Annotated in this window: 17 protein-coding genes, 2 tRNA genes and 1 riboswitch; of the genes, 10 read left to right on the plus strand and 9 right to left on the minus strand. The window is 71.4% G+C overall.

The features are described 5' to 3' along the window. Window positions 1-164: 164 nt before the first annotated feature. The 3 genes from ACFUNE_RS18580 to ACFUNE_RS18590 all read left to right on the plus strand — a co-directional run bounded on the left by ACFUNE_RS18580 (window position 165) and on the right by ACFUNE_RS18590 (window position 4,111). The gene (locus ACFUNE_RS18580) at window positions 165-2,285 is read left to right on the plus strand and encodes a DEAD/DEAH box helicase (protein WP_383568587.1); all 2,121 of its coding nucleotides are present in this window, start codon (window positions 165-167) and stop codon (window positions 2,283-2,285) included. Between the two features lie 103 nt (window positions 2,286-2,388). Then, window positions 2,389-3,945, plus strand: coding sequence for an amino acid permease (locus ACFUNE_RS18585; RefSeq protein ID WP_383568590.1), 1,557 nt, complete (start codon window positions 2,389-2,391; stop codon window positions 3,943-3,945). 92 nt (window positions 3,946-4,037) lie between these two features. Beyond that, a tRNA-Lys gene (locus tag ACFUNE_RS18590) sits at window positions 4,038-4,111 on the plus strand. Window positions 4,112-4,277: 166 nt separating this feature from the next. On the opposite strand, the gene ACFUNE_RS18595 is transcribed toward ACFUNE_RS18590, so the two are convergent. Then, window positions 4,278-4,733, minus strand: coding sequence for a MarR family winged helix-turn-helix transcriptional regulator (locus tag ACFUNE_RS18595; RefSeq protein ID WP_383568593.1), 456 nt, complete (start codon window positions 4,731-4,733; stop codon window positions 4,278-4,280). Between the two features lie 164 nt (window positions 4,734-4,897). Between ACFUNE_RS18595 and ACFUNE_RS18600 the strand changes: the two genes are divergently transcribed. Both ACFUNE_RS18600 and ACFUNE_RS18605 read left to right on the plus strand, forming a co-directional pair. After that, entirely contained in the window at window positions 4,898-6,352 is a 1,455-nt protein-coding gene (locus ACFUNE_RS18600; protein ID WP_383568596.1) for an MFS transporter, read from the plus strand. A 469-nt stretch (window positions 6,353-6,821) separates the two neighbouring features. Next, complete coding sequence (locus ACFUNE_RS18605) at window positions 6,822-8,162, plus strand: ABC transporter substrate-binding protein (RefSeq protein WP_383568599.1); 1,341 nt, start codon at window positions 6,822-6,824, stop codon at window positions 8,160-8,162. Between the two features lie 79 nt (window positions 8,163-8,241). Here ACFUNE_RS18605 and ACFUNE_RS18610 read toward each other — a convergent pair whose 3' ends face one another. The 4 genes from ACFUNE_RS18610 to ACFUNE_RS18625 all read right to left on the minus strand — a co-directional run bounded on the left by ACFUNE_RS18610 (window position 8,242) and on the right by ACFUNE_RS18625 (window position 10,780). Then, entirely contained in the window at window positions 8,242-8,463 is a 222-nt protein-coding gene (locus ACFUNE_RS18610) for a hypothetical protein (RefSeq protein ID WP_383568602.1), read from the minus strand. 59 nt (window positions 8,464-8,522) lie between these two features. Continuing rightward, on the minus strand, window positions 8,523-8,681 hold the full coding sequence (locus ACFUNE_RS18615) for a hypothetical protein (protein WP_383568605.1): 159 nt from the start codon (window positions 8,679-8,681) through the stop codon (window positions 8,523-8,525). 207 nt (window positions 8,682-8,888) lie between these two features. Beyond that, window positions 8,889-10,274: an FAD-binding oxidoreductase gene (locus tag ACFUNE_RS18620; RefSeq protein ID WP_383568608.1), complete on the minus strand. Its 1,386-nt coding sequence runs from the start codon at window positions 10,272-10,274 to the stop codon at window positions 8,889-8,891. 206 nt (window positions 10,275-10,480) lie between these two features. Next, the gene (locus tag ACFUNE_RS18625; RefSeq protein ID WP_383568611.1) at window positions 10,481-10,780 is read right to left on the minus strand and encodes a hypothetical protein; all 300 of its coding nucleotides are present in this window, start codon (window positions 10,778-10,780) and stop codon (window positions 10,481-10,483) included. 214 nt (window positions 10,781-10,994) lie between these two features. On the opposite strand from ACFUNE_RS18625, the gene ACFUNE_RS18630 reads away from it, so the two are divergent. From ACFUNE_RS18630 to ACFUNE_RS18650, 5 genes are all read left to right on the plus strand, one after another. Further along, window positions 10,995-11,068 (plus strand) — tRNA-Met (locus ACFUNE_RS18630). A 116-nt stretch (window positions 11,069-11,184) separates the two neighbouring features. After that, entirely contained in the window at window positions 11,185-11,931 is a 747-nt protein-coding gene (locus ACFUNE_RS18635) for a MerR family transcriptional regulator (protein WP_383568614.1), read from the plus strand. Between the two features lie 106 nt (window positions 11,932-12,037). Beyond that, window positions 12,038-13,222 (plus strand): PP2C family protein-serine/threonine phosphatase, encoded by a 1,185-nt coding sequence (locus ACFUNE_RS18640; RefSeq protein ID WP_383568617.1) that lies wholly within the window; start codon window positions 12,038-12,040, stop codon window positions 13,220-13,222. Window positions 13,223-13,455: 233 nt separating this feature from the next. Further along, window positions 13,456-13,608, plus strand: a riboswitch (cyclic di-AMP (ydaO/yuaA leader). An 11-nt stretch (window positions 13,609-13,619) separates the two neighbouring features. Then, window positions 13,620-14,660, plus strand: coding sequence for a M23 family metallopeptidase (locus ACFUNE_RS18645; protein ID WP_383568620.1), 1,041 nt, complete (start codon window positions 13,620-13,622; stop codon window positions 14,658-14,660). 154 nt (window positions 14,661-14,814) lie between these two features. After that, a complete protein-coding gene (locus ACFUNE_RS18650) occupies window positions 14,815-15,759 on the plus strand; it encodes an aldo/keto reductase (protein ID WP_383568623.1) in 945 nt (314 codons plus the stop codon). A gap of 55 nt (window positions 15,760-15,814) precedes the next feature. On the opposite strand, the gene ACFUNE_RS18655 is transcribed toward ACFUNE_RS18650, so the two are convergent. The 4 genes from ACFUNE_RS18655 to ACFUNE_RS18670 form a co-directional block, all read right to left on the minus strand. Further along, window positions 15,815-17,239 (minus strand): PrsW family intramembrane metalloprotease, encoded by a 1,425-nt coding sequence (locus ACFUNE_RS18655; protein WP_383568626.1) that lies wholly within the window; start codon window positions 17,237-17,239, stop codon window positions 15,815-15,817. A gap of 70 nt (window positions 17,240-17,309) precedes the next feature. Continuing rightward, window positions 17,310-18,188, minus strand: coding sequence for a tRNA (guanosine(46)-N7)-methyltransferase TrmB (gene trmB, locus ACFUNE_RS18660; protein ID WP_383568629.1), 879 nt, complete (start codon window positions 18,186-18,188; stop codon window positions 17,310-17,312). Then, the gene (gene lhgO / locus ACFUNE_RS18665) at window positions 18,181-19,437 is read right to left on the minus strand and encodes an L-2-hydroxyglutarate oxidase (protein ID WP_383568632.1); all 1,257 of its coding nucleotides are present in this window, start codon (window positions 19,435-19,437) and stop codon (window positions 18,181-18,183) included. Before lhgO ends, trmB begins: the two co-directional genes overlap by 8 nt. A 123-nt stretch (window positions 19,438-19,560) precedes the next feature. Further along, window positions 19,561-21,072, minus strand: coding sequence for a sporulation protein (locus ACFUNE_RS18670; protein WP_383568635.1), 1,512 nt, complete (start codon window positions 21,070-21,072; stop codon window positions 19,561-19,563). Between the last annotated feature and the right edge of the window lie 139 nt (window positions 21,073-21,211).

Below are 21,211 nucleotides of genomic sequence, written 5' to 3' on the forward strand. Positions count from 1 at the left end.
CGGCGCCGACACAGAAGAGCGCCGTGTGGCGCGTACTCTCCCTTGCCGTGGCTGGACCGCATTGAGGCGGTCGAAATTGCGAAAACACGGAGTTACGGGCGCGTGCCGAGACTCCGGAAGGTTTCGCATTTCGCATGTCAATTTCCAGTTCTGACAACACCGTCATGTCCGAGAACGACGTCGAGAACATCGAGGTCGTCGAGGCAGCCGAGGCCGTAGTGGCCCAGGCAACCGACGAGACCCCCGCCGCGGAGTCCCCCGCCGCGGAAACCTCCGTCGTGGAGACCCCCGCCGACGACACCTCCGTCGTGGAGACCTCCGAAGAGGTCGCCGAGGACGCCGAGCCGAGCGTCACGTTCGCCTCGCTCGGACTGCCCGAGGGCATCGTCCGCAAGCTCGCGCAGAACGGTGTGACGGCCCCCTTCCCGATCCAGGCCGCGACCATCCCGGACGCCCTGGCAGGCAAGGACATCCTGGGCCGTGGCCGTACCGGCTCCGGCAAGACGCTCTCCTTCGGTCTTCCGACCCTGGCCGCGCTGTCCGGCGGCCACACCGAGAAGAAGAAGCCCCGCGCGATCATCCTCACCCCGACCCGCGAGCTCGCGATGCAGGTCGCGGACGCGCTGCAGCCCTACGGCGACGTGCTCGGCCTCAAGATGAAGGTCGTCTGCGGCGGTACGTCGATGGGCAACCAGATCTACGCGCTGGAGCGCGGTGTCGACGTCCTCGTCGCCACCCCGGGCCGTCTGCGCGACATCATCAACCGTGGCGCCTGCTCCCTGGAGAACGTCCAGGTCGCGGTCCTCGACGAGGCCGACCAGATGTCGGACCTGGGCTTCCTGCCCGAGGTCACCGAGCTGCTCGACCAGATCCCCGGTGGCGGCCAGCGCATGCTCTTCTCCGCCACGATGGAGAACGAGATCGGCACGCTCGTCAAGCGCTACCTGAGCAACCCGGTCACCCACGAGGTCGACAGCGCCCAGGGCAACGTCTCGACCATGTCGCACCACGTCCTCGTCGTGAAGCCGAAGGACAAGGCGCCCGTCACGGCCGCCATCGCCGCCCGCAAGGGCCGCACGATCATCTTCGTCCGCACCCAGCTGGGCGCCGACCGCATCGCCGAGCAGCTCATCGAGTCCGGCGTGAAGGCCGACGCGCTGCACGGCGGCATGACGCAGGGCGCCCGTACCCGCGTCCTCGAGGACTTCAAGAAGGGCTACGTCAACGCCCTCGTCGCCACCGACGTCGCCGCCCGCGGCATCCACGTCGACGGCATCGACCTCGTCCTGAACGTGGACCCGGCCGGCGACCACAAGGACTACCTGCACCGCTCGGGCCGTACCGCCCGTGCCGGCAAGTCCGGTGTCGTCGTCTCGCTGGCGCTCCCGCACCAGCGCCGCCAGATCTTCCGCCTGATGGAGGACGCGGGCGTCGACGCCTCGCGCCACATCGTGCAGGGCGCGGGCGTCTTCGAGCCCGAGGTCGCCGAGATCACCGGTGCCCGTTCGCTGACCGAGGTCCAGGCCGACTCCGCGAACAACGCGGCCAAGCAGGCCGAGCGCGAGGCCGCCGACCTCACCAAGCAGCTGGAGCGCATCCAGCGCCGTGCCGTCGAGCTGCGCGAGGAGGCCGACCGCCTGGTCGCCCGTGCCGCCCGCGAGCGGGGCGACGACCCGGAGGCGGCGGTGGCCGAGGTGGCCGCCGAGGCCGAGGCCGCGCTGGTGGCCGCCGCGTCGGTGCCGGAGCAGCCGGCAGCCCGCGAGGACCGTCGTGACGAGCGTGGCAACTACGGCCGTCGTGACGACCGCGGTGGCGACCGGGGCGGCGACCGCGGTGGGTACCGCGGTGGCAACGACCGGGTCGGCGAGCGCAGTGGCCGTCCTGCCGGCAGCAACGGCTACCGCGGCAGCAGCGACCGTCCGTCGTTCCGCGGGAGCAACGACCGCCGCGAGGACCGTCCGGTGGGCGGTGGCTTCCGCTCCGGTGGCGGCGACCGTCGTGACGACCGGGGTGGCCGTCCGTTCGAGCGTCGTGACAACGACCGCCCGTCGTTCAACCGCGACCGTCGTGACGACCGTCCCTCCGGTGGCTTCCGCTCCGGTGGCGGCGACCGCCCGTTCAACCGTGACCGTCGTGACGACCGCCCCTCGGGTGGCTTCCGCTCCGGTGGCAGCGACCGCCCGACCGGCCGTCGTGACGACCACCGCGGTGGCACCGGCACGGGTACCGGCACCGGCACCTTCGGCCGCCGTGACGACAAGCCGCGCTGGAAGCGCAACGGCTGAGTCCTGCTGACTCACTGAACGGTCCTCGGGGCCCGTACAACACTTCGGTGGTGTACGGGCCCCGAGGCGTTTCCGGACAGTCCCCGAGGGCATCGCTGGGGGCATGACAAACGACGAAGCCGCTGTGGCGGCACCACCGCCGGACGCACACCCGGGCAGGCCCGCTCCGACGACGGACGAGGAGCGGCTGGCCGAACTCGGCTACACCCAGGTCCTCGCCCGCCGGATGTCCGCCTTCTCCAACTACGCGGTCTCGTTCACGATCATCTCGGTGCTCTCGGGCTGCCTGACGCTGTACCTGTTCGGCATGAACACCGGCGGTCCCGCCGTCATCACCTGGGGCTGGGTCGGCGTCGGACTGATGACGCTGTTCGTCGGCCTGGCGATGGCCGAGATCTGTTCGGCGTACCCGACGTCCGCGGGCCTGTACTTCTGGGCCCACCGTCTCGCCCCGCCACGCTCCGCCGCGGCGTGGGCCTGGTTCGCCGGCTGGTTCAACGTGCTCGGCCAGGTCGCCGTCACCGCCGGGATCGACTTCGGCGCGGCGTCCTTCCTCGGGGCGTACCTGAACCTCCAGTTCGGCTTCGAGGTCACACCCGGCCGCACGATCCTGCTCTTCGCGGCGATCCTGATCCTGCACGGCCTGCTCAACACCTTCGGTGTGGGCATCGTCGCCGTCCTCAACAACGTCAGCGTCTGGTGGCACGTGGTCGGGGTCGCCGTCATCGTGGGGGCGCTCACCTTCGTGCCGGACTCGCACCAGTCGGCGTCGTACGTCTTCACCGAGTTCGTCAACAACACCGGCTGGGGCAGCGGCTTCTACGTCGTGATGATCGGTCTGCTGATGGCGCAGTACACCTTCACCGGCTACGACGCCTCCGCCCACATGACGGAGGAGACCCACGACGCGGCCGTGGCCGGGCCGCGCGGCATCGTGCAGTCCATCTGGACGTCCTGGATCGCCGGCTTCGTCCTCCTGCTGGGCTTCACCTTCGCCATCCAGTCGTACGACGGCGCCCTGAACTCCCCGACCGGCGCCCCGCCCGCCCAGATCCTCCTGGACGCGCTCGGCGCCACCACGGGCAAGCTCCTGCTGCTCGTCGTGATCGGGGCCCAGCTCTTCTGCGGGATGGCGTCCGTGACCGCGAACAGCCGCATGATCTACGCCTTCTCGCGCGACGGGGCACTCCCCTTCTCCCGCGTCTGGCACACGGTCAGCCCCCGCACCCGCACGCCCGTCGCCGCGGTCTGGCTGGCCGCCCTCGGCGCCCTGGCGCTCGGCCTCCCGTATCTGATCAACGTCACCGCGTACGCCGCCGTGACGTCCATCGCCGTCATCGGCCTCTACATCGCCTACGTCATCCCCACGCTGCTCAGGCTGCGGCGGGGTGACGACTTCGTCCGAGGGCCGTGGCACCTGGGCCGCTGGTCCCGGCCCGTCGGCATCGTCGCCGTGACCTGGGTCGGGGTGATCACGGTGCTCTTCATGCTGCCCCAGGTCTCGCCGGTCACCTGGGAGAGCTTCAACTACGCCCCTCTGGCGGTCCTGGTGGTGCTCGGCTTCGCCGCGATCTGGTGGCTGGTGTCGGCACGCCACTGGTTCCTGAAGCCTGCCGCACCGGATCGCGAGGGCGCGGTCACGGACGATTCCACAGGCTGACCCGCCCCGCTCGGGGCGCGACGAGGCCCGGCACCCGATACCCGATCGGCTGCCGGGCCCGGTGCGGCTATGCTCGGGGGGTGATCCATCAGGGGCCGTTAGCTCAATTGGTCAGAGCAGCGGACTTTTAATCCGTTGGTTGTGGGTTCGAGTCCCACACGGCCTACCTGGTGCAGGGCGGAGCGTTCCTCCTCGACCTGCGGCTTTGCGCCTCGACCGGCTTCGGCCGGCCGGGGCGCTCTGCCGTTCGGGTCCTTCACGCGAAGGCGTGACGGACTCCGCGCACACGGGAGGGCGCCCCGGACCGGGGTGCCCCCTGCCGTGCGTCCGGCTCAGGGCCGCGGCCAGGGGCGGCCGCCGATCCGTTCGATGTCCGAGTTGAAGCGGCGCAGGTAGCCGGCGAAGGCGGAGATGTCCTCGTCGGGCCAGTCGGCCATGACCCGCTCCAGCGAGCCGACCATGCCCTCCCGCTCCGCGTCGAGGGTTCTGGCTCCCTCCTCGGTGATGCGGAACTTGCGGGCCATGCCCCCGTCCGGATCGGGGATGCGCTCCACGAATCCGGCGCGCATGACCGCGGCGGTCTGCCGGTTGAGGGTGGAGGCGTCGAGGTCGAAGGCGTCGCTGAGTTCACCGACCGACATGGGGCCCTGGACGCGGATGCGGCTGAGCAGGACGTATGCGCTGCGCTCCAGGAGGCCGTCCTTGCGGCGCCCCTTTCTGTGGGTCAGGAGCCCGTGACGGCTGAGGAGCATCTGCTCGTACTCGACCTCCTGCGTTGCCCTGCTCATGCTCGGGCACCTCCTGCTTCCTGCCGGGCGAGGCCGGTGTGTCGTCGTGCGTGCTTACTTCATCGTATGTTTACGAGGAAGTGCATAGGCCACATAGTGTGCATGATGCAATAGGCATGTACGATGCCAAGTCTTCCACCGACAGATAGCCGAGGACCCGCGATATGGACACCCCCCAGCCCACAGCCCGCGCAGGTGGTGTGATCACGACGCTGGCACTCGCCGGCACCGTCGCGGCGGTCATGCAGACCCTGGTGACCCCGCTCATCGCCGAGCTGCCGCGGATCCTGGACACCTCGTCCGCCAACGCCGCCTGGGTGGTCACCGTCACCCTCCTGGTCGCCGGCGTGTGCGTGCCGGTCACCGGCCGGCTCGGCGACCTGGTCGGCAAGCGCCGGATGCTGCTGGCCTGTTCGGTCCCGCTGGTCGTCGGCTCCGTGGTGTGCGCGCTCGCCTCGTCCGTCGTGCCCATGATCGTCGGCCGCGGTCTCCAGGGCATGGGCATGGGCATGGTGCCGCTGGGCATCGCACTGCTGCGTGACGTGGTCCCCGCCGAGAAGCTGAGCGGCTCGATCGCCCTCGTCAGCGCCTCCATGGGCATCGGTGGCGCCCTCGGCCTGCCGATCTCCGCCGCCGTCGCCGAATACACCAGCTGGCGCGTGCTGTTCTGGGGTTCCGCGGTCCTCGCGCTCATGATCGCCGTGCTCATCTGGTCCTTCGTCCCGGACGTCCCGGCCGGCGCCAAGGGGCAGCGCTTCGACGCTCCCGGCGCGATCGGGCTCGCCATCGGCCTGGTGTCCCTCCTGCTGGCCATCTCCAAGGGCGCCGACTGGGGCTGGGGCTCGGGCACCACGCTCGGCCTGTTCGCCGTGGCGGTGGTGGCCCTCGGCGCCTGGGGGTTCTACGAGCTGCGCACCCGTGACCCGCTGGTCGACCTGCGCACCACCGCACGCCCCCGCGTGCTGCTGACCAACATCTCCTCGATCCTCGTCGGAGTCGGCATGTACTCCTTCATGCTGATCGCCCCGCAGCTGCTCCAGTTCCCGGAGGCCACCGGCTACGGCCTCGGGCAGTCGATGCTGGCCGCCGGCCTGTGGATGGCTCCCGGCGGCGTGATGATGATGATCGTCTCCCCGCTCGGCGGGAAGCTGATCAACGCGCGCGGACCCAAGATCGCCCTCGTCCTCGGCGCGCTCGTGATCTCCCTGGGCTACGGACTCTCCCTGTTCCTCATGGGCTCCGCGTGGGGCCTGATGATCGTCGGGATCGTCATCAACAGCGGCGTCGGCCTCGCCTACGGCGCGATGCCCGCCCTGATCATGAGCTCCGTCCCGCTCTCGGAGACCGCCGCCGCCAACGGCTTCAACACCCTGATGCGCTCGCTGGGCACCACCATCGGATCCGCCGTCATCGGTGTGGTGCTGGCGCAGATGACCATCAACCTCGGGGGTTTCTCGCTCGCCTCCGAGGACGGATTCCGGGTCGGTCTCACCATCGGCTGCGCGGTGGCCCTCGTCGCCGCCGTCGTCGCCGCGTTCATCCCGGGCCTCGTCCGCCCCGCCGGGGCCGGCGACAAGACCGGTCCCGCCACGGCGGACAAGGTCACGGTCGAAGCCTGATCACGACCGTCCCGAGCGCCCCGACCGGTTCGACCGGGCCGGGGCGCTTTCGCGTTCCCGTCCGGTGCCGCGCCCGTCCTGTACGGTGCCGCGCCCGTCCTGTACGGGGCACTTCGGCGTGTCCGGGCCCAAGAACTTTCTGCTGCACGGGCATTGACCGTGGGTGTGGGCCGACTTACGTTCTTCGCGTTGCCCTTCGTATGTCATATATGAGACGCGATATGAGAGCCGAGCACCGAATGCAGTCAGCACCGAGCCCTCTCCCCTGCCGCCCCCGGCGTCGCAGGAGACGCTGAGGCCCCCTCCGCCCGGACACGCCCCGGCCCGCCGGCCCCGGCCCGCCGGCCCGGGCTCGGCGGGCCCACCGGCCTCCTCCGCCCCTCCCGAAGCACCCCACCCCGTACGGCTTCACGCTGCGGCGCCCGTTTTCCGGCGCCCGCCGGTGAGCACTCAGAGAAGAGAGCCGACCATGATCAAGCCCCGCAACAGCCGTCTCGCCGCCGCGATATCCCTGGTCTCGGCCCTGGCCCTCACCGCCACCGCCTGCGGTGACGACGGCAGCGGCATCGCCGGCGCGAAGGGCGCCGAGGGCTCGGGTGCCGGGAAGATCGTGTTCTGGGACGAGAACGGGGGCGTCCGCACGGCGATCTGGAAGGAGATCATCGCCGACTTCGAGAAGGCGAACCCGGACATCGACGTGCAGTACGTGGGCATCGCCTCGACCGAGGCGCAGTCCAAGTACGACACCGCCATCCAGGGCGGCGGCCTGCCGGACGTCGGCGGTGTGGGCGCCGCGATGGTCGCCGGGATCACCGCGCAGGACGCGCTGGAGCCGCTGGACGACCGGATCGCGGACAGCTCGCTCAAGGGCAAGCTCAACGAGGCGATGCTCGAGAACGTGAAGAGCGCGGCCGGCCGGGACGAGACGTACACGGTGCCGATCTCCGCCACCAACGGCGTCCTCTACTACCGGACGGACCTGTTCGAGAAGGCCGGGCTGGGCGAGCCGGACTCCTGGGACGAGTTCTACAGCGCGGCGGCGAAGCTGACGGACAAGCAGAAGAACCGGTTCGGCTACACCATCCGCGGCGGACCGGGCTCCATCGCCCAGGCGCTGGACGCGATGTACGGGCAGTCGGGCATCGAGTCCTTCTGGAACAAGTCGGGGACGCGGACGACGGTCAACGATCCGAAGAACGTCGCGGCCCTGGAGAAGTACGCCGGCCTGTACAGGAAGGCCACCCCGGAGGCCGACCTCAACAACGACTTCACCAAGATGGTCGCCCAGTTCGACTCCGGCAGCATCGCCATGCTCAACCACAACCTGGGCTCCTACCAGGACCACGTGAGCTCGCTTGGCGCCGACAAGTTCCGCGGGATCCCGCAGCCCGAACTGGCCGACGGCACCCGGGTGATGGTCTCCAACCCGGTCTCCGGCCTCGGCCTGCTCAAGTCGTCCGAGCACAAGGCGGCGGCCTGGAAGTTCATCGAGTTCGCAGCCTCCCACGCCTCGAACTCCAAGTTCAGCGAGTCCGCGGGCCTGATCCCGGCCAACAAGGAGGCCGCCGAGGACCCCTGGCTGGACAAGGCGGAGACCACCAGGCTCGGTGCCGAGGCGCTGTTCTCCGGCGACACCAGGATCGTCCAGCTCCCCTACTACCTGCCGGACTGGAACACCCTGTCCAAGGCCGACAGCGAGTCGGGCTTCCAGAAGGTCCTGCTCGGCAAGACGAGCGCGAAGGACTTCCTGGACTCGTTCGCCGAGGACCTCGACGAGGCCCAGGCGGAGTGGAAGGAACAGCAGGGCTGAGGGGCCGGATCCCACGCGTGCGCCCGCCCCGGACCGCCGGTCCGGGGCGGCCGGGCACGCAGGGCCGGGTCCGTGGACCTCAGTCCAGGCCCTGCTCCCGCAGTTCGTACATCAGGAGGAACGTCCGGTAGGTCTCCGCCGACACGTCCAGGCAGATCTCCGGCCGGTTGGTCCACGTCGACGTGTTGTCGAGGGCCCTCCGGCAGGCCGCCTCGGTCTCGGCCCCGGACGGGATGTTCGAGAGGAACGCGGCGATCAGCAGGACCACTGCGAGGACGATCACGCCGATACGGATGCGCATGGTCTCCCAACGACGGTGCGCCCGCGGCGGTCACTCGGGACCGGTCACGGGCCGCCCGGTCATTCGGGTTCGTCGGTGACCGGCGGCAGGTCGGGCTCGATGAACAGGCCCGCGTACTGCGGCGTGGGCAGCGGGGAGGCGAGGCCCGTGTCGTGGGCCGTGGCCGCGGAGGTGCTGTCGGGGCGCCGCGTGGTCGTGCGGGCAGGCATGTCGGTCATCTCAGGTGTCCTGTACGTAGGTGTGCGGTGAGAGCCCCGTGACCGAGCCGCTGCGGTAAATGCCGGACTGGTCCCGACCGGTGGGGCTACGAGGTGCCGCCACCGGTGCCGCGCCGCTCCGGGGGCGTCCGGATCATCGTGCGGTGCATGCAGACTGTAACCCTCCCAGCACGGCTTTCCCCCGGTATTGCGAGCCCGGCGTGACGGTCAGCGCGGCGGGGCGGGCTCGATGTTCTGGTTTGCGTGGAAGAGGTTGTGCGGGTCGTAGGCCTGCTTGACCTGCGCGAGCCGGTCGTAGTGGCCGCCGTAGGTGGCCCGTACACGGTCCTGGGACTCGCCGGTGCCGAGAAAGTTCACGTAGCCCCCGCCCATCGAGTGCGGGTGCAGTGCCTCCCAGTAGGCGACGGCCCACTCCCGCAGTGCCGCCGCGTTGGCCGGGTCGGGGTCGATGCCGGCGATGACGCCTGACCAGACCGCGTCGCGGTAGGCCCACGCCGTGTCGTCGGGTCCGACACGCCCCGCGGCCCCGTCGACCGGGTACAGGTGCATGGTCGACAGTCCGGTGGGGAGCTTCTCCGCGAAGGAGGCGTGCACGTCCACGGCGTCGTCCGTGACCCGGTCGAAGAAGTCTCCGCGCCAGTACCACTGGAGGCCGGCCGGCATCAGCGCGTCGAACATGGACTGCAGGGCCGGGTAGGGCATGGGCGCCGTGAAGTGGAACGCGGGCGGCCCGGGCTCGTTCACCGCGGCGAGGGTCTCGCCCAGGGAGTCGGGGTCCCCCGTCGAGGACCAGATGACGCCGCACATCTTCTGCCCGTGGATCTCCTCGGGGAAGGGCGGCCCCGGGGGGACGGTCAGCGAGGCGAAGAAGCCGTACAGATCGTCCGGTGCCTGCGGCAGGAACGCGCGGTACCAGCGCAGCACGTCCTTGAAGCGGTCCAGCGGCCACACGGTGATGGCGACCCCCACCGTGTCCACGGGGTGCAGCTCGAAGTCGAAGGACGTGACGATGCCGAAGTTCCCGCCGCCGCCGCGCAGCGCCCAGAACAGGTCGGGGTGCTCGCTCGGGTTCGTGGCGACGAAACTGCCGTCCGCCAGGACCACGTCGGCGGAGACCAGGTTGTCGGCCGTGAGGCCGTACTTGCGGGTGAGGTAGCCGTGACCGCCGCCGAGGGCGAGCCCGCCGATGCCCGTCGTGGACATGATTCCCGCCGGGGTGGCGAGGCCGAACGCGTGGGTGGCGTGGTCGAAGTCGCCCAGCGTCGCCCCGCCGTCGGCCTGGGCGGTCTGGATGGCCGGGTCGACCCGTACGCCGCGCATGGGGGAGAGGTCGATCGTCACTGCGTCGTCGGCGAGGCCCAGGCCGGGCCCGCTGTGCCCACCGCCCCGGACGGCCACGTCGAGGCCGTGCTCGCGGACGAAGTCGACGGCCGCCATGACGTCGGCCGTGTCGTGGCACATGACCACGGCGGCGGGCTTCTTGTCGATCATGGCGTTGTAGACCGTACGGGCCTGCCCGTACGTGGAGTCGTCCGGGCCGATGACCGGGCCTCGCAGCTCGGTCCGCATCGTCTCGAGGAGGGTGCCGTCCATGATCGTCTCCTAGTGCGCGTGCGCCCGGCCTCCCCTGGCTCCATCGCATCGGGTGAGGCTGCTGGGCCGACGCCGGCACCTGAGCATGCCGCGCAGACGGGACCGAACACCGAAAAACCTGCCCCTCCAGCGTCCCGCCGCTCCGCACGCCGCGCAATCGCGGGACGCCGTGCCCCGGCCGCTCCGGGCCGGGGCACGGCGTGGTGTCAGCCCCGGCCCACGACCGTGGCGTCGCCCTCGGGGGCCAGGGGAGCGGGCTGCCCCTGTCTGCCGCGCAGATGCACCATGAGGCCGATGAAGCCGGCGGCGAATCCGCTGAACAGTCCTGATATCCCGTGGTTGAGCGCGTTCACCGGGGCGCTGTCCGGCACCCCGATGACCAGGTAGTTGACGGCGGCGCTGATCACCGAGCCGAACGCGGCGCCGATCAGTCCGCTGAGGAGGGACACGCGCAGAGCCGACGGTGCGGCCGGCGGGATCGGGGCAGGTCTGTGCGGTGTGGACATGGTGGAAGGCCCTCCAGGCAGGCGAGACACGGGATCGGGGGGTGCGGCAACACCCCTGAGTACGTCACTGTGCCTGGCAACTCCGCCTTCTGCACGGCTTGTTGGAGCATTGCGTCGGGGGCGGCCGGCACCCCGGAGGGGCCCCCGGTGGGGAGGCGGCGCGAAAAGTGGTCGGAGCACCGTCCCGGATGGCGTAGAGTTGCAATCACAACGACGCGGGGTGGAGCAGCTCGGTAGCTCGCTGGGCTCATAACCCAGAGGTCGCAGGTTCAAATCCTGTCCCCGCTACTGAAAGACAGAGGCCCGGATCCTTCCAAGGATCCGGGCCTCTGTCGTATGCCGTCCCCCGGCCGCGGACGCACGGGCTTGACCTTGACGCTGCGTAAAGATCTAGCGTTTCCGGCATGGAGTGGTCCATCCAGGAAATCGCCAGGCGAGCCGGCACCACGAGCCGCACGCTCCGGCACTACGGAGACATCGGTCTCCTGGCGCCGAGCCGTACGGGTGCCAACGGCTACCGCTACTACGACCAGGAGGCACTGGTCCGGCTCCAGCGCATTCTGCTGCTGCGGGAGCTGGGGCTGTCGCTGCCCGCGATCAAGGACGTGCTGGAGGGGCAGCGGGACACCTCCGCCGCGCTCCGGACGCATCTGCGCCTGCTGGAGCGGGAGCGGGAGCGCATCGGCCGGCAGATCGCCTCGGTACGGACCACTCTCCACAGGACCGGGCAAGGGGAGGAACTCATGGCGTCGGAAGCGCTCGACGGCTTCGATCACACGGAGTACGAGCAGGAGGTCACCGAGCGGTGGGGCCGGGAGGCGTACGAGCGGGGCGGCCGGTGGTGGCGCGGACTGGACGAGGACGAGCGCGCCCGTTTCCAGGGAGTGCACGATGCCGTCGCCCGGGACTACGGGGAGGCCAGGGCCGCGGGCCTGGAGGCGGGCAGCGAGCAGGTGCAGGACATCGCACGGCGGCACTGCGAGTGGCTGTCGGTCACCATGGAGCCCACGCGTGCCTACGTGTCCGGCCTCGCGGAGATGTACGCCGCCGATCCCCGCTTCGGGAGGAACTACGATCGTTACGGAGACGGAACCGCCGTCTTCGTACGGGATGCACTGACGATCTACGCGCAGCACCGGCTCTCCGACTGACCTCCGGAGGACGGGGCTCCGGCGCGCTCCTCCCTTTGGCCGATGACGAGTCGCCGCTCGGCGCGGCTCCGGCCAGCCTGGGTGGGGCGCGGTACCGTCCGCAGCCGTGGGTGGACCGGGCAGGAGTGCACAGGTGGGCAAGCGGGACGGACGGCGACGGGGCGCTCCCAGGAGCTTCCGTTCGCGACGGTTCGTGCGTGCGCTGCCCGCCCTGCTGATCTGTGCCGGGGTGGCCTTCGACCTCGGTACGCCGTCCGAGGTCACCGCCGTCCCGCTCTTCGCCGCCGCCGCGCTCGTCGCCGCCCCGTTCTTCTCGCTGAGCAGCACCGTCCGCATCGGGCTCGCCGCGGTCCTGATCGTGCTCGCCATCCGGCTCTCGGACGGTGTGCTGTTCAGGGTCGCGCCGGTCACCGACCTGCTCACGCTGATGACCGTCGTGGCCCTGTCCCTCGTGATCAACCGCGTCGTGCACCGCGGCAACGAGCAGCTCGCCTCGGCCCGGTTCGTCGCCGAGACCGCGATGCGTGCGGTGCTCCCGGTCCCGGAGTCCCGGATCGGCGGGCTGCACATCGCGGCGCGGTACGAGGCCGCGCAGGCGGACGAGTTCGTCGGCGGTGACCTCTTCGCCGTCGCGGACACGCCCTTCGGTGTCCGCCTGGTGGTCGGGGACGTGCGGGGCAAGGGGCTGGACGCCGTGGCGGCCGTGGCCGTCGTGATCGGCGCCTTCCGGGAGGCCGCCGAGCAGGAGCTGTCGCTGGAGGGCGTGGTCCAGCGGCTGGAGCGGGCGCTGGCCCGTGAGGGCTCCCGGCGGGGCGGCCTCGATTCCATGGAGGGGTTCGTCACCGCCGTCCTCGCGGAGATCCCTGCCGGTTCGGACACCCTGCGGGTCGTCAACCGCGGCCATCCGGAGCCGCTCGTGCTGCACGCGGACGGGGCGCTCGACGTGCTGGCTCCGACCGCGCCCGCGCTGCCGCTGGGTATGGGGCTGGACGCGTGGCCGGACCGGTCGGACGAGTGGGCGCTTCCGGCGGGGGCGACGTTCCTGGCGTTCACCGACGGCCTCTCCGAGGCGCGGGACGCGAACGGCGTCTTCTACGACCCGGCGGCCCGGCTGCGCGGCCGGCTCTTCCCCGGGCCCGAGGAACTGCTGTCCGCACTCACCGACGACGTACGGCTGCACACCGGCGGCCGCTCGACCGACGACCTGGCGCTCCTCGCCGTCGGCCGACCTTCCCGGGGGCAGCAGGAGCGGCGGACGACGGTGAAGATTGTGGGGCGGGACAGTGAATGACCGGTTGCGACCGTCCGTAGTCGAAGGACCCCGCTCCGCATAACATTTGACGCACAGTCAGAAAGTGCTGGCCGAATCAGGTGGGCTCAAGTCGCCCGTTTGCGCCCGTTTGACCCCTGAAAGTCCAGGCCGGAGTCGTGAACGATCTGTGGGAACAGCTTGGAATCGGGCCCGGGTGTCTATTAACGTTCGATAACGCAGCGCGGTTGTACCTGCCGTCGCAAGAGACGGCACCGTGCGCAGCGCCGAATTCCGCAAGGGAACCGGGGAACCACCTACATGGGGTGAATCGGGCACCTGTGTCTCGCGAGAGACGAAGGGGCCCGTAGGAGACCTTCCTGCTCCGAACCCGTCAGCTAACCCGGTAGGCGAGAAGGAAGGAAAGGAGCGCGCCCACGTGGCGTCCAACCAGCCTGCCCCCGAGGCCCCGTCATCCTTCAGGACCGGAAGCTTCGGTGATGAGGACAGGACTTGGGAGGAATGGAACCCCACAGAGGAGTCCATCCGTCCCGTACGCGGCCGGCATCGCGTAGCCAAGCAGCGCGGTCTGGCCCGTAGCTCCACCGTCCTCGGCGTCGGCGTCATCGCGGCCGTCGGTGCGGGCGGCATGGCCACCGCGCAGAGCAAGCCGCCGGTCTCCATCTCTCTTCCCGATTCCATCGCGGACAATCTCCCCGACGCCAAGTCCCTTCCCGGCGTGGGTGCCTTCATGGCCGGCGACTCCGACTCGGACCACGGGACGGTCGCGGCGTCCTCCCCGCTCACCACGGCCGGTATCACCGCCGCCGAGGCCGAGCAGGGCACCACCGACGCGGGCGAGGCCCTGCGCGCACGCATCCTCCAGCAGGCCGAGCAGCAGTCGGCCGGAGCCGAGGCCGAGGCCAAGGCCGCCCAGGAGCAGGCGGCGGCCGAAGCGGCCGCGGCCCAGGCCGCGAAGCAGCAGAGCGACGCCGAGGCCGAGGTCGCCGCGGAGAAGAAGGCGGCGGAGGAGGCGGCGAAGAAGAAGGCTGAGGCCGAGCGCCTCGCCAAGCTCGCCGCCAGCTACGCCGTCCCGACCTCCTCGTACACCATCACCTCGACCTTCGGGCAGTCCGGTTCGATGTGGTCCTCCGGCCACCACACCGGCCTGGACTTCGCGGCTCCGACCGGCACGCCGGTCAAGGCCGTGCACAGCGGCACGGTGAAGTCGGCGGGCTGGTCCGGCTCGTACGGCTACCGCACGGTCCTGGAGCTCGATGACGGCACGGAGGTCTGGTACTGCCACCAGTCCTCGATGGATGTCACCGCCGGACAGAAGGTCAGCACCGGCGACACCATCGGCCGCGTCGGTGCCACCGGCAACGTGACCGGCCCGCACCTCCACCTGGAGATCCACACCGCGGACGGCTCGGGCGTCGACCCGATGAGCTGGCTCCGCGGCAAGGGCCTCTCGATCTGATCCAGGCACCGGAACCCCGGCGGCCCTGACGCACGACCCCCCGACGTCAGGGCCGCCGGTCTCTCCGGCCGGCGGGGCTCTCCGGACCCGGGCACGTGCGGGAAGCGGCCCGCGAAGCGGAATAGGCACCTCCGTCCGCTGGTTGATCCCGGGTATGACTTCTCTGCGCCCGCTCGGCACTTCGAGCCTCAAGGTCTTCCCTCTCGCTCTCGGCGGCAACGTCTTCGGCTGGACGGCCGACGAGGACCGGACCTTCGCCGTCCTCGACGCGTACGCGGCGGCCGGCGGCAACTTCATCGACACCGCCGACTCCTACTCCGCCTGGATCCCGGGCAACGAGGGCGGCGAGTCCGAGACCCTCATCGGCAAGTGGCTGAAGGCACGCTCCCGCCGCGACGACATCGTCGTCGCCACCAAGGTCGGCGCCCATCCGGCGTACAAGGGGCTGTCGCCCACCACGATCAAGGCGGCGGCCGAGGCCTCGCTGCGCAGGCTCGGCACCGACCACATCGATCTCTACTACACGCACTTCGACGACGAGAACGTCCCCGTCGAGGAGATCATCACCGCCCTCGACCAGCTGGTGAAGGCCGGCACGGTGCGGGAGATCGCCGCCTCCAACATCAGCCCCGAGCGGCTCAGGGCGTCCCTGGACTTCTCCGAGCGCGAGGGCCTGGCCCGCTACGTGGCACTGCAGCCGCACTACAACCTCGTCTCGCGCGACACCTACGAGGGCGCGCTCCAGGACACGGCGGCCGGGGCCGGTCTCGCCGCCGTCCCGTACTTCGCGCTCGCCTCGGGCTTCCTGACCGGCAAGTACCGTGCGGGAGCATCCGTCGAGAGCGCGCGGGCCGAAGGCGCGGCCAAGCACCTGGAGACCGAGCGCGGGCAGAAGGTGCTCGTGGCGCTCGACAGGATCGCCCAGGAGCACGACGCGGAGATCGCCACGGTCGCCCTGGCCTGGCTGGCCTCCCGGCCGACCGTGGCCGCACCGATCGCCTCCGCCCGCACGGTGGAGCAGCTGCCCGCGCTGGTGGCGGTCGCCGGTCTGCGGCTGACCGAGGCGCAGCTGGCGGAGCTGACCGAAGCGTCCGCCTGACCCCGGCCCGGCGGGAGCCCGGCGCGGGAGCCGCCGGGCATCCGCGCCGGAGCCCCTAGCGGTCCTCCAGGTACGGGTTGTGGCCGCCGTAGTGCCGGTGCGGAGCGGGGAGTTGCTGCGGAAGTCCGTCGCCGTGGGGGACCTGGCGGGGGAACGGAGGCGGCCGGTGCGCCCGCGGCAGCCGGCCCGTCGCATGGGCGGCGTACGTCAGGGCCGGGCCCGCGATGTCCCTGCGGTGCCAGAGGTGGTGCAGCAACTCCTGCTCGCGGAGGGCGAAGTCCCGGCCGGCCCCGTCGTGACGGGCTCTGCGGCGGAGCATGGCCAGGGACGTCGCGAAGGACTCGTACTCGGCGACGGCGCGTGCCGCTGCCCTGCCCCGCGCGGGGTCCGGGTGGCTGTTCCAGTGCCTGGCCATGTCGCGGGCCATGCCCCGTGCCCGCATGGAGGCCAGCGCGAGGGGTTCGGCAGGGGTCAGCCAGCCGGCCGCCGCGTAGACCGGCAGTTCGGTGGAGAGCGTGCGCAGCTCCCGTTGGCGCGACCAGACGGCCAGCCAGGTCACCAGGCCGAAGGACGGCACCATGAAGGCGCCGTACACCGCGTAGAAGCCGTACGGCCCGAAGGACGACGAGCCGTTCCACAGGGCGTGCATGCCTATGGCCAGGGCGAGACCGAGCAGCGGCAGGACGACCCGCCGCACCCGGTGACGCGCGCCGCCGAGCGCCGCGATGCCGAAGCCGATACCGGACAGCACCGTGAACAGGGGGTGCGCGAACGGCGACATCACCACGCGGACGAAGAACGTCCCCACCGTCACGGAGGCGAAGCCGGTGGTCCCCAGCTGCTGGTCCTCGCCGAAGGCATTGCCCAGGTACAGGATGTTCTCGGTGAAGGCGAAGCCGGTCGCGGTGAAGCCGGCGACCACGATGCCGTCGACGATTCCGGCGAACTGCCGTCTGCGGAACAGGAAGATCAGCAGGACCGCGATGGCTTTGGCGCTCTCCTCGACCACCGGTGCGACCACCGTGGCCCCGAGGGTGTCGGCGCCCGCCGGATCCGCGGTGGCCGTCGCTATCCAGCGCGTCGCGAAGGAGTTGGCGATGATCGCCACGAGCGCGGCGGCACACGCACCCCAGGCGAAGGCGAAGAGCAGATTCCGCCACGGGCCCGGTTCGACCCGGTCGAGCCAGCGGAACGCCGCCATCAGCAGGGGCACCGGAAGAACGGCCAGCCCCAGTCCCACGAGGAAGCCCTCGGTGCCCGTCTGCTGACGGACCAGCGCCAGGATCACCAGCCCGCAGAGCGCGAGCACCGTGATCACCGCACCGGCGCGGAACGCCTTGCTGCGCCAGACCATGCCGACGCGGCGGGGCCGGTAACGCCACTGGCCTCGCTCCGGGACGGCGCCCAGGAACTCGTCGAGCTGCTGCTCCTCGAGCACCGGGACGGCCGGCTGCTGATGCTGTACGGACCCCTCGGACACCTGACGACCCTAACGAGGGTGACTGACACCTGGCCACGGGGCGGTGGCCGGGGAGCCCGCCGGTGGCCGGTCAGCGACGGGTGAACAGCACGTCGTGCACGACGTGCCCCTTGTCCAGGCCCTGGCCCTCGAAGCGGGTCAGCGGCCGGAACGCGGGACGGGGCGCGTAGCCGCCGTCCGCCCGGGTGTTCTCGAACAGGGGGTGCGCCGTCAGGACTTCCAGCATCTGCTCCGCGTACGGCTCCCAGTCCGTCGCGCAGTGGACGACCGCGCCCGGCCTCAGCCTCTTCGCCACCAGGTCGAGGAAGTCCGGCTGGATCAGCCGCCGCTTGTGGTGCCGCTTCTTGGGCCAGGGGTCGGGGAAGTACACCCGGAGGCCGTCCAGCGCGGCCGGCTCCAGCATCTCGCGGAGCAGGATGATCGCGTCACCGTTGGCGACGCGGACGTTGGACAGCCCCGCCCGGTCGGCGAGACCCAGCAGATTGCCCTGGCCGGGGGTGTGCACGTCGACGGCCAGAATTCCGGTGTCCGGGTCGTCGGCCGCCATCTGCGCCGTGGCCTCGCCCATGCCGAAACCGATCTCCAGGACCACCGGGAGGCCGTCGAAGAGAGTGGGGAGGTCGAGGACGCCCAGGCCGTCGATGTCGAGGCCCCACTTGGGCCACAGCCGCTGGAGGGCGTCCTCCTGGCCGACGGTCACCCGGCTGCGGCGCGGCTGGAAGCTCCGGATCCGGCGCTCGTGGTGCGAGCCGGCGGGGTCGGCGGCCGGGCCACCGGGGAAGCGTGGCTCCTGGCGCAGCCTGCGCTGGCGCTCGAAGGAGGCGGCGCGGCGCGCCGCCGCGTCCGCGTCGGTCTCCGGGGCGGGGCCGGGCGTGGTCTCCGGGACGACGGCGTCCGTCTCCGGGGCGGGGCCGGGCGTCTCTGGGGTGGGGTTCACAGGCTCAGACACAATGACCCGATTCTACGGCGGGCGGTGTCCATCCCGTCGTGCGAGCCCGAAGCAGGGCCCGTCGCGCCACCTCCCTCCCGATGGGCAGTGACGCGGTCGCCGCGGGCGACGGGGCGTTCAGCACGTGGACGGTGTGCGGCGCGTCCCGGATCAGGAAGTCGTCCACCAGCGTGCCGTCCCTCAGGACGGCCTGGGCCCGTACTCCGGCCGGGGACGGCCTCAGATCGGCCTCCGTCACCTCCGGCAGCAGTCGCTGGACGGCCCGGGTGAACGCGCGCTTCGACAGCGATCTGTGCACCTCGCCGGCCCCGTACCGCCAGTGCCGCCGGGCGACCCGCCAGGAGCCCGGCCAGGCCAGTGTGGCGGCCAGCTCGCGCGGGTGGACGACCGCCCGGCCGTATCCCTCGCGGGCCAGTGCCGGCACCGCGTTCGGCCCGACGTGGACCGTTCCGTCGACGCCCCGGGTCAGATGGACACCGAGGAAGGGGAACGCAGGGTCCGGCACGGGATAGACCAGCCCGCGCACCAGCTCCGGCCTGGCCAGCTCGTAGTACTCCCCGCGGAACGGCACGATGCGCGCCCCGGGGTCGTCGCCCGCGAGCCGCGCCACCCGGTCGCTGTGCAGTCCCGCGCAGTTGACCAGCACCCGGGCCCGGACGACCTGGCCGTCGGCCGTGCGGACGGCGACACCCCAGGGGCGCCGGTCGACGGCGACGACCTCGGCCCCGTAGCGGATGTGGCCGCCCGCCGTGTCGACCTCGGCGGCGAAGCGGGAGGCCACCGCCGCGAAGTCGCACACCCCCGTCGTCCCGACCCGGATCGCCGCGAGGCCGCGGACCCTGGGTTCGTACTCCGAGATCTGGGCGGGGCCGAGCTCCCGGACCGGCAGGCCGTGCGCCCGGCCACGCTGCACCAGGGCGTGCAGCCGGGGCAGCTCACCGCTGCCGGTCGCCACGATCAGCTTGCCCGTCACCGCGTGGGCGATCCCGTGTTCCGAGCAGAAGTCGACCAGCTCGGCGGCGCCCCGCACCGCGTAGCGCGCCTTCAGCGAGCCCGGCGGGTAGTAGATGCCGCTGTGGATCACGCCGCTGTTGCGCCCGGTCTGGTGCCGGGCGGGACCCCACTCCTTCTCCAGCACCGTGACCCGGGTGCCGGGCGCGGTGCGCGTGATCGCGTACGCGGTCGACAGACCGACGATTCCGCCACCGATCACCAGCACATCGCAGTCGTACGCCGCGTGCGTCATCATCACGCCACCTCCCACCCCGATAGTGCACTGACCCACTGACAACGGGCTCAAACCCGGGTCGGCGCGTGCGTGGCGGGCAGTTCCGCCTCCGGACCGGGCGATACCGGGGCGTACCGGAGGGCTCTACACCGGGGCGACGAGAAGCGGACGGGCCCGCTCCCGCAGCTCCGCCACGCGGGGCTCGTCCCCGTACGGCTCCAGGCGGTGCAGGAGGTCGCGGACGTACTCGGTGGTGCGCGCCGAGGAGATGCGTCCCGCCACCTCCACCGCGCGCGTCCCCGCCGCGCAGGCCGCGTCGAGGTTGCCCGACTCCAGCTCGGCGACCGCCGAGACGACGAGCCGCAGTCCGTGTGAGCGGACGAACTCGTCGGTGGGCTTCGACAGGGCCTGCTCGGTGAAGCGCCGCACCTGGCGGGGCGCCTTGAGGTCCCGGTAGCACTCGGCGGCGTCGGCGGCGAACCTGTCGTACGAGTAGAAACCGAGCCACGTGGGGTCGGAGTCGCCGGTCCGGGAGCGCTCCAGCCAGCTCTCGGCGGCCCGGAGCGCGGCCCCCGCCGCCGGTGCGTCGCCGGCCTTCGCGTGGGCGCGCGCCTCCACCAGCCGGAAGAAGCTCATGGTCCGTGCGGTGGCCAGCCCGCGATTGCGTTCGACCGCGGCCTGCGCGAGGTCCACACCCTCGTCGGCGAAGCCCCGGTACGTCGCCTGCAGGGACATCGACGCCAGGACGTATCCGCCCAGCGGTACGTCGGCGGCGGCGCGGGCCAGGCGCAGCGCCTGGATGTAGTAGCGCTGGGCGGCCTCCTGCTGGCCGGTGTCGAAGGCCATCCACCCCGCGAGCCTCGTCAGCTCGGCCGATGCGCCGAAGAGCGCCCGGCCGACCTCGTCGCTGTACGACCCCAGGAGGAGCGGCGCGGCGTCGACCCGTAAGCACTCGGGGACCATGGACGAGCGCCAGTCGCCACCGCCGTACTTGGAGTCCCAGCGGCGGGCGTCCTGGGCGGCCTCGCGCAGTTTGGTCACGTCGCTGTGGCCCACGCGCAGCAGCGGTCCGTCCACGCCGCCGGCGGGACCGGCGGTGTCCGGGCCCGGTTGGAGGGGGATGCCACCCTGCGCCCCGGGTGCGCCCTCGGGGCGCAGGATCGCGGTCTGGGCGGCGCCCGGGTCCCGGGCGACCGACGGGTCGGCGGGCGTTATGAGCCAGCGGGACGCGGGGGTCGCATAGGCGCTCACCGCGAAGGAACCCGCCAGCGACTGCCAGATGCCACCACCGCCACGCCGGCCCGCCAGATCCAGCCGGTACAGATCGGTCGCCGACCGCACCGCCTCCCCGATGTCACGGGGGAAGGCCAGACCGACCTCGGGCGCCGGATCGGCGTCGGCGAGCCCGATCTCGTGCAGCGGGACCGGACGGCCGAGTTTGGCCCCTATCGCCGCCGCGATGAGATGGGGCGCGGCGCCCTGCGGCACCATGCCCTTGGCGACCCACCGGGCCACCGACGTCTTGTCGTAACGAAGTGTCAGACCGCGCTGCGCTCCGAGGTCGTTGACCCGCCGGGCGAGCCCGGCGTTGCTGATTCCCGCGAGGGCGAGAACCGTGCCGAGCTTCTCGTTCGGCCCGCGTTGCTCTCTGGACATGCGTCACCCCTCGACACACAGACGGCCGCCGCGTCACCGTCAAGCGCGCGGCATTCGTACCGTGTTCTCCCCAGGTCCGGTCCCGGGCACTCCGGCCGCACACGCATTTGGCCGAGCCCCGTGGAATATGCCCCCCTGC

The sequence above is a fragment of the Streptomyces sp. NPDC057287 genome, from assembly GCF_042667905.1.
Taxonomy (GTDB): domain Bacteria; phylum Actinomycetota; class Actinomycetes; order Streptomycetales; family Streptomycetaceae; genus Streptomyces.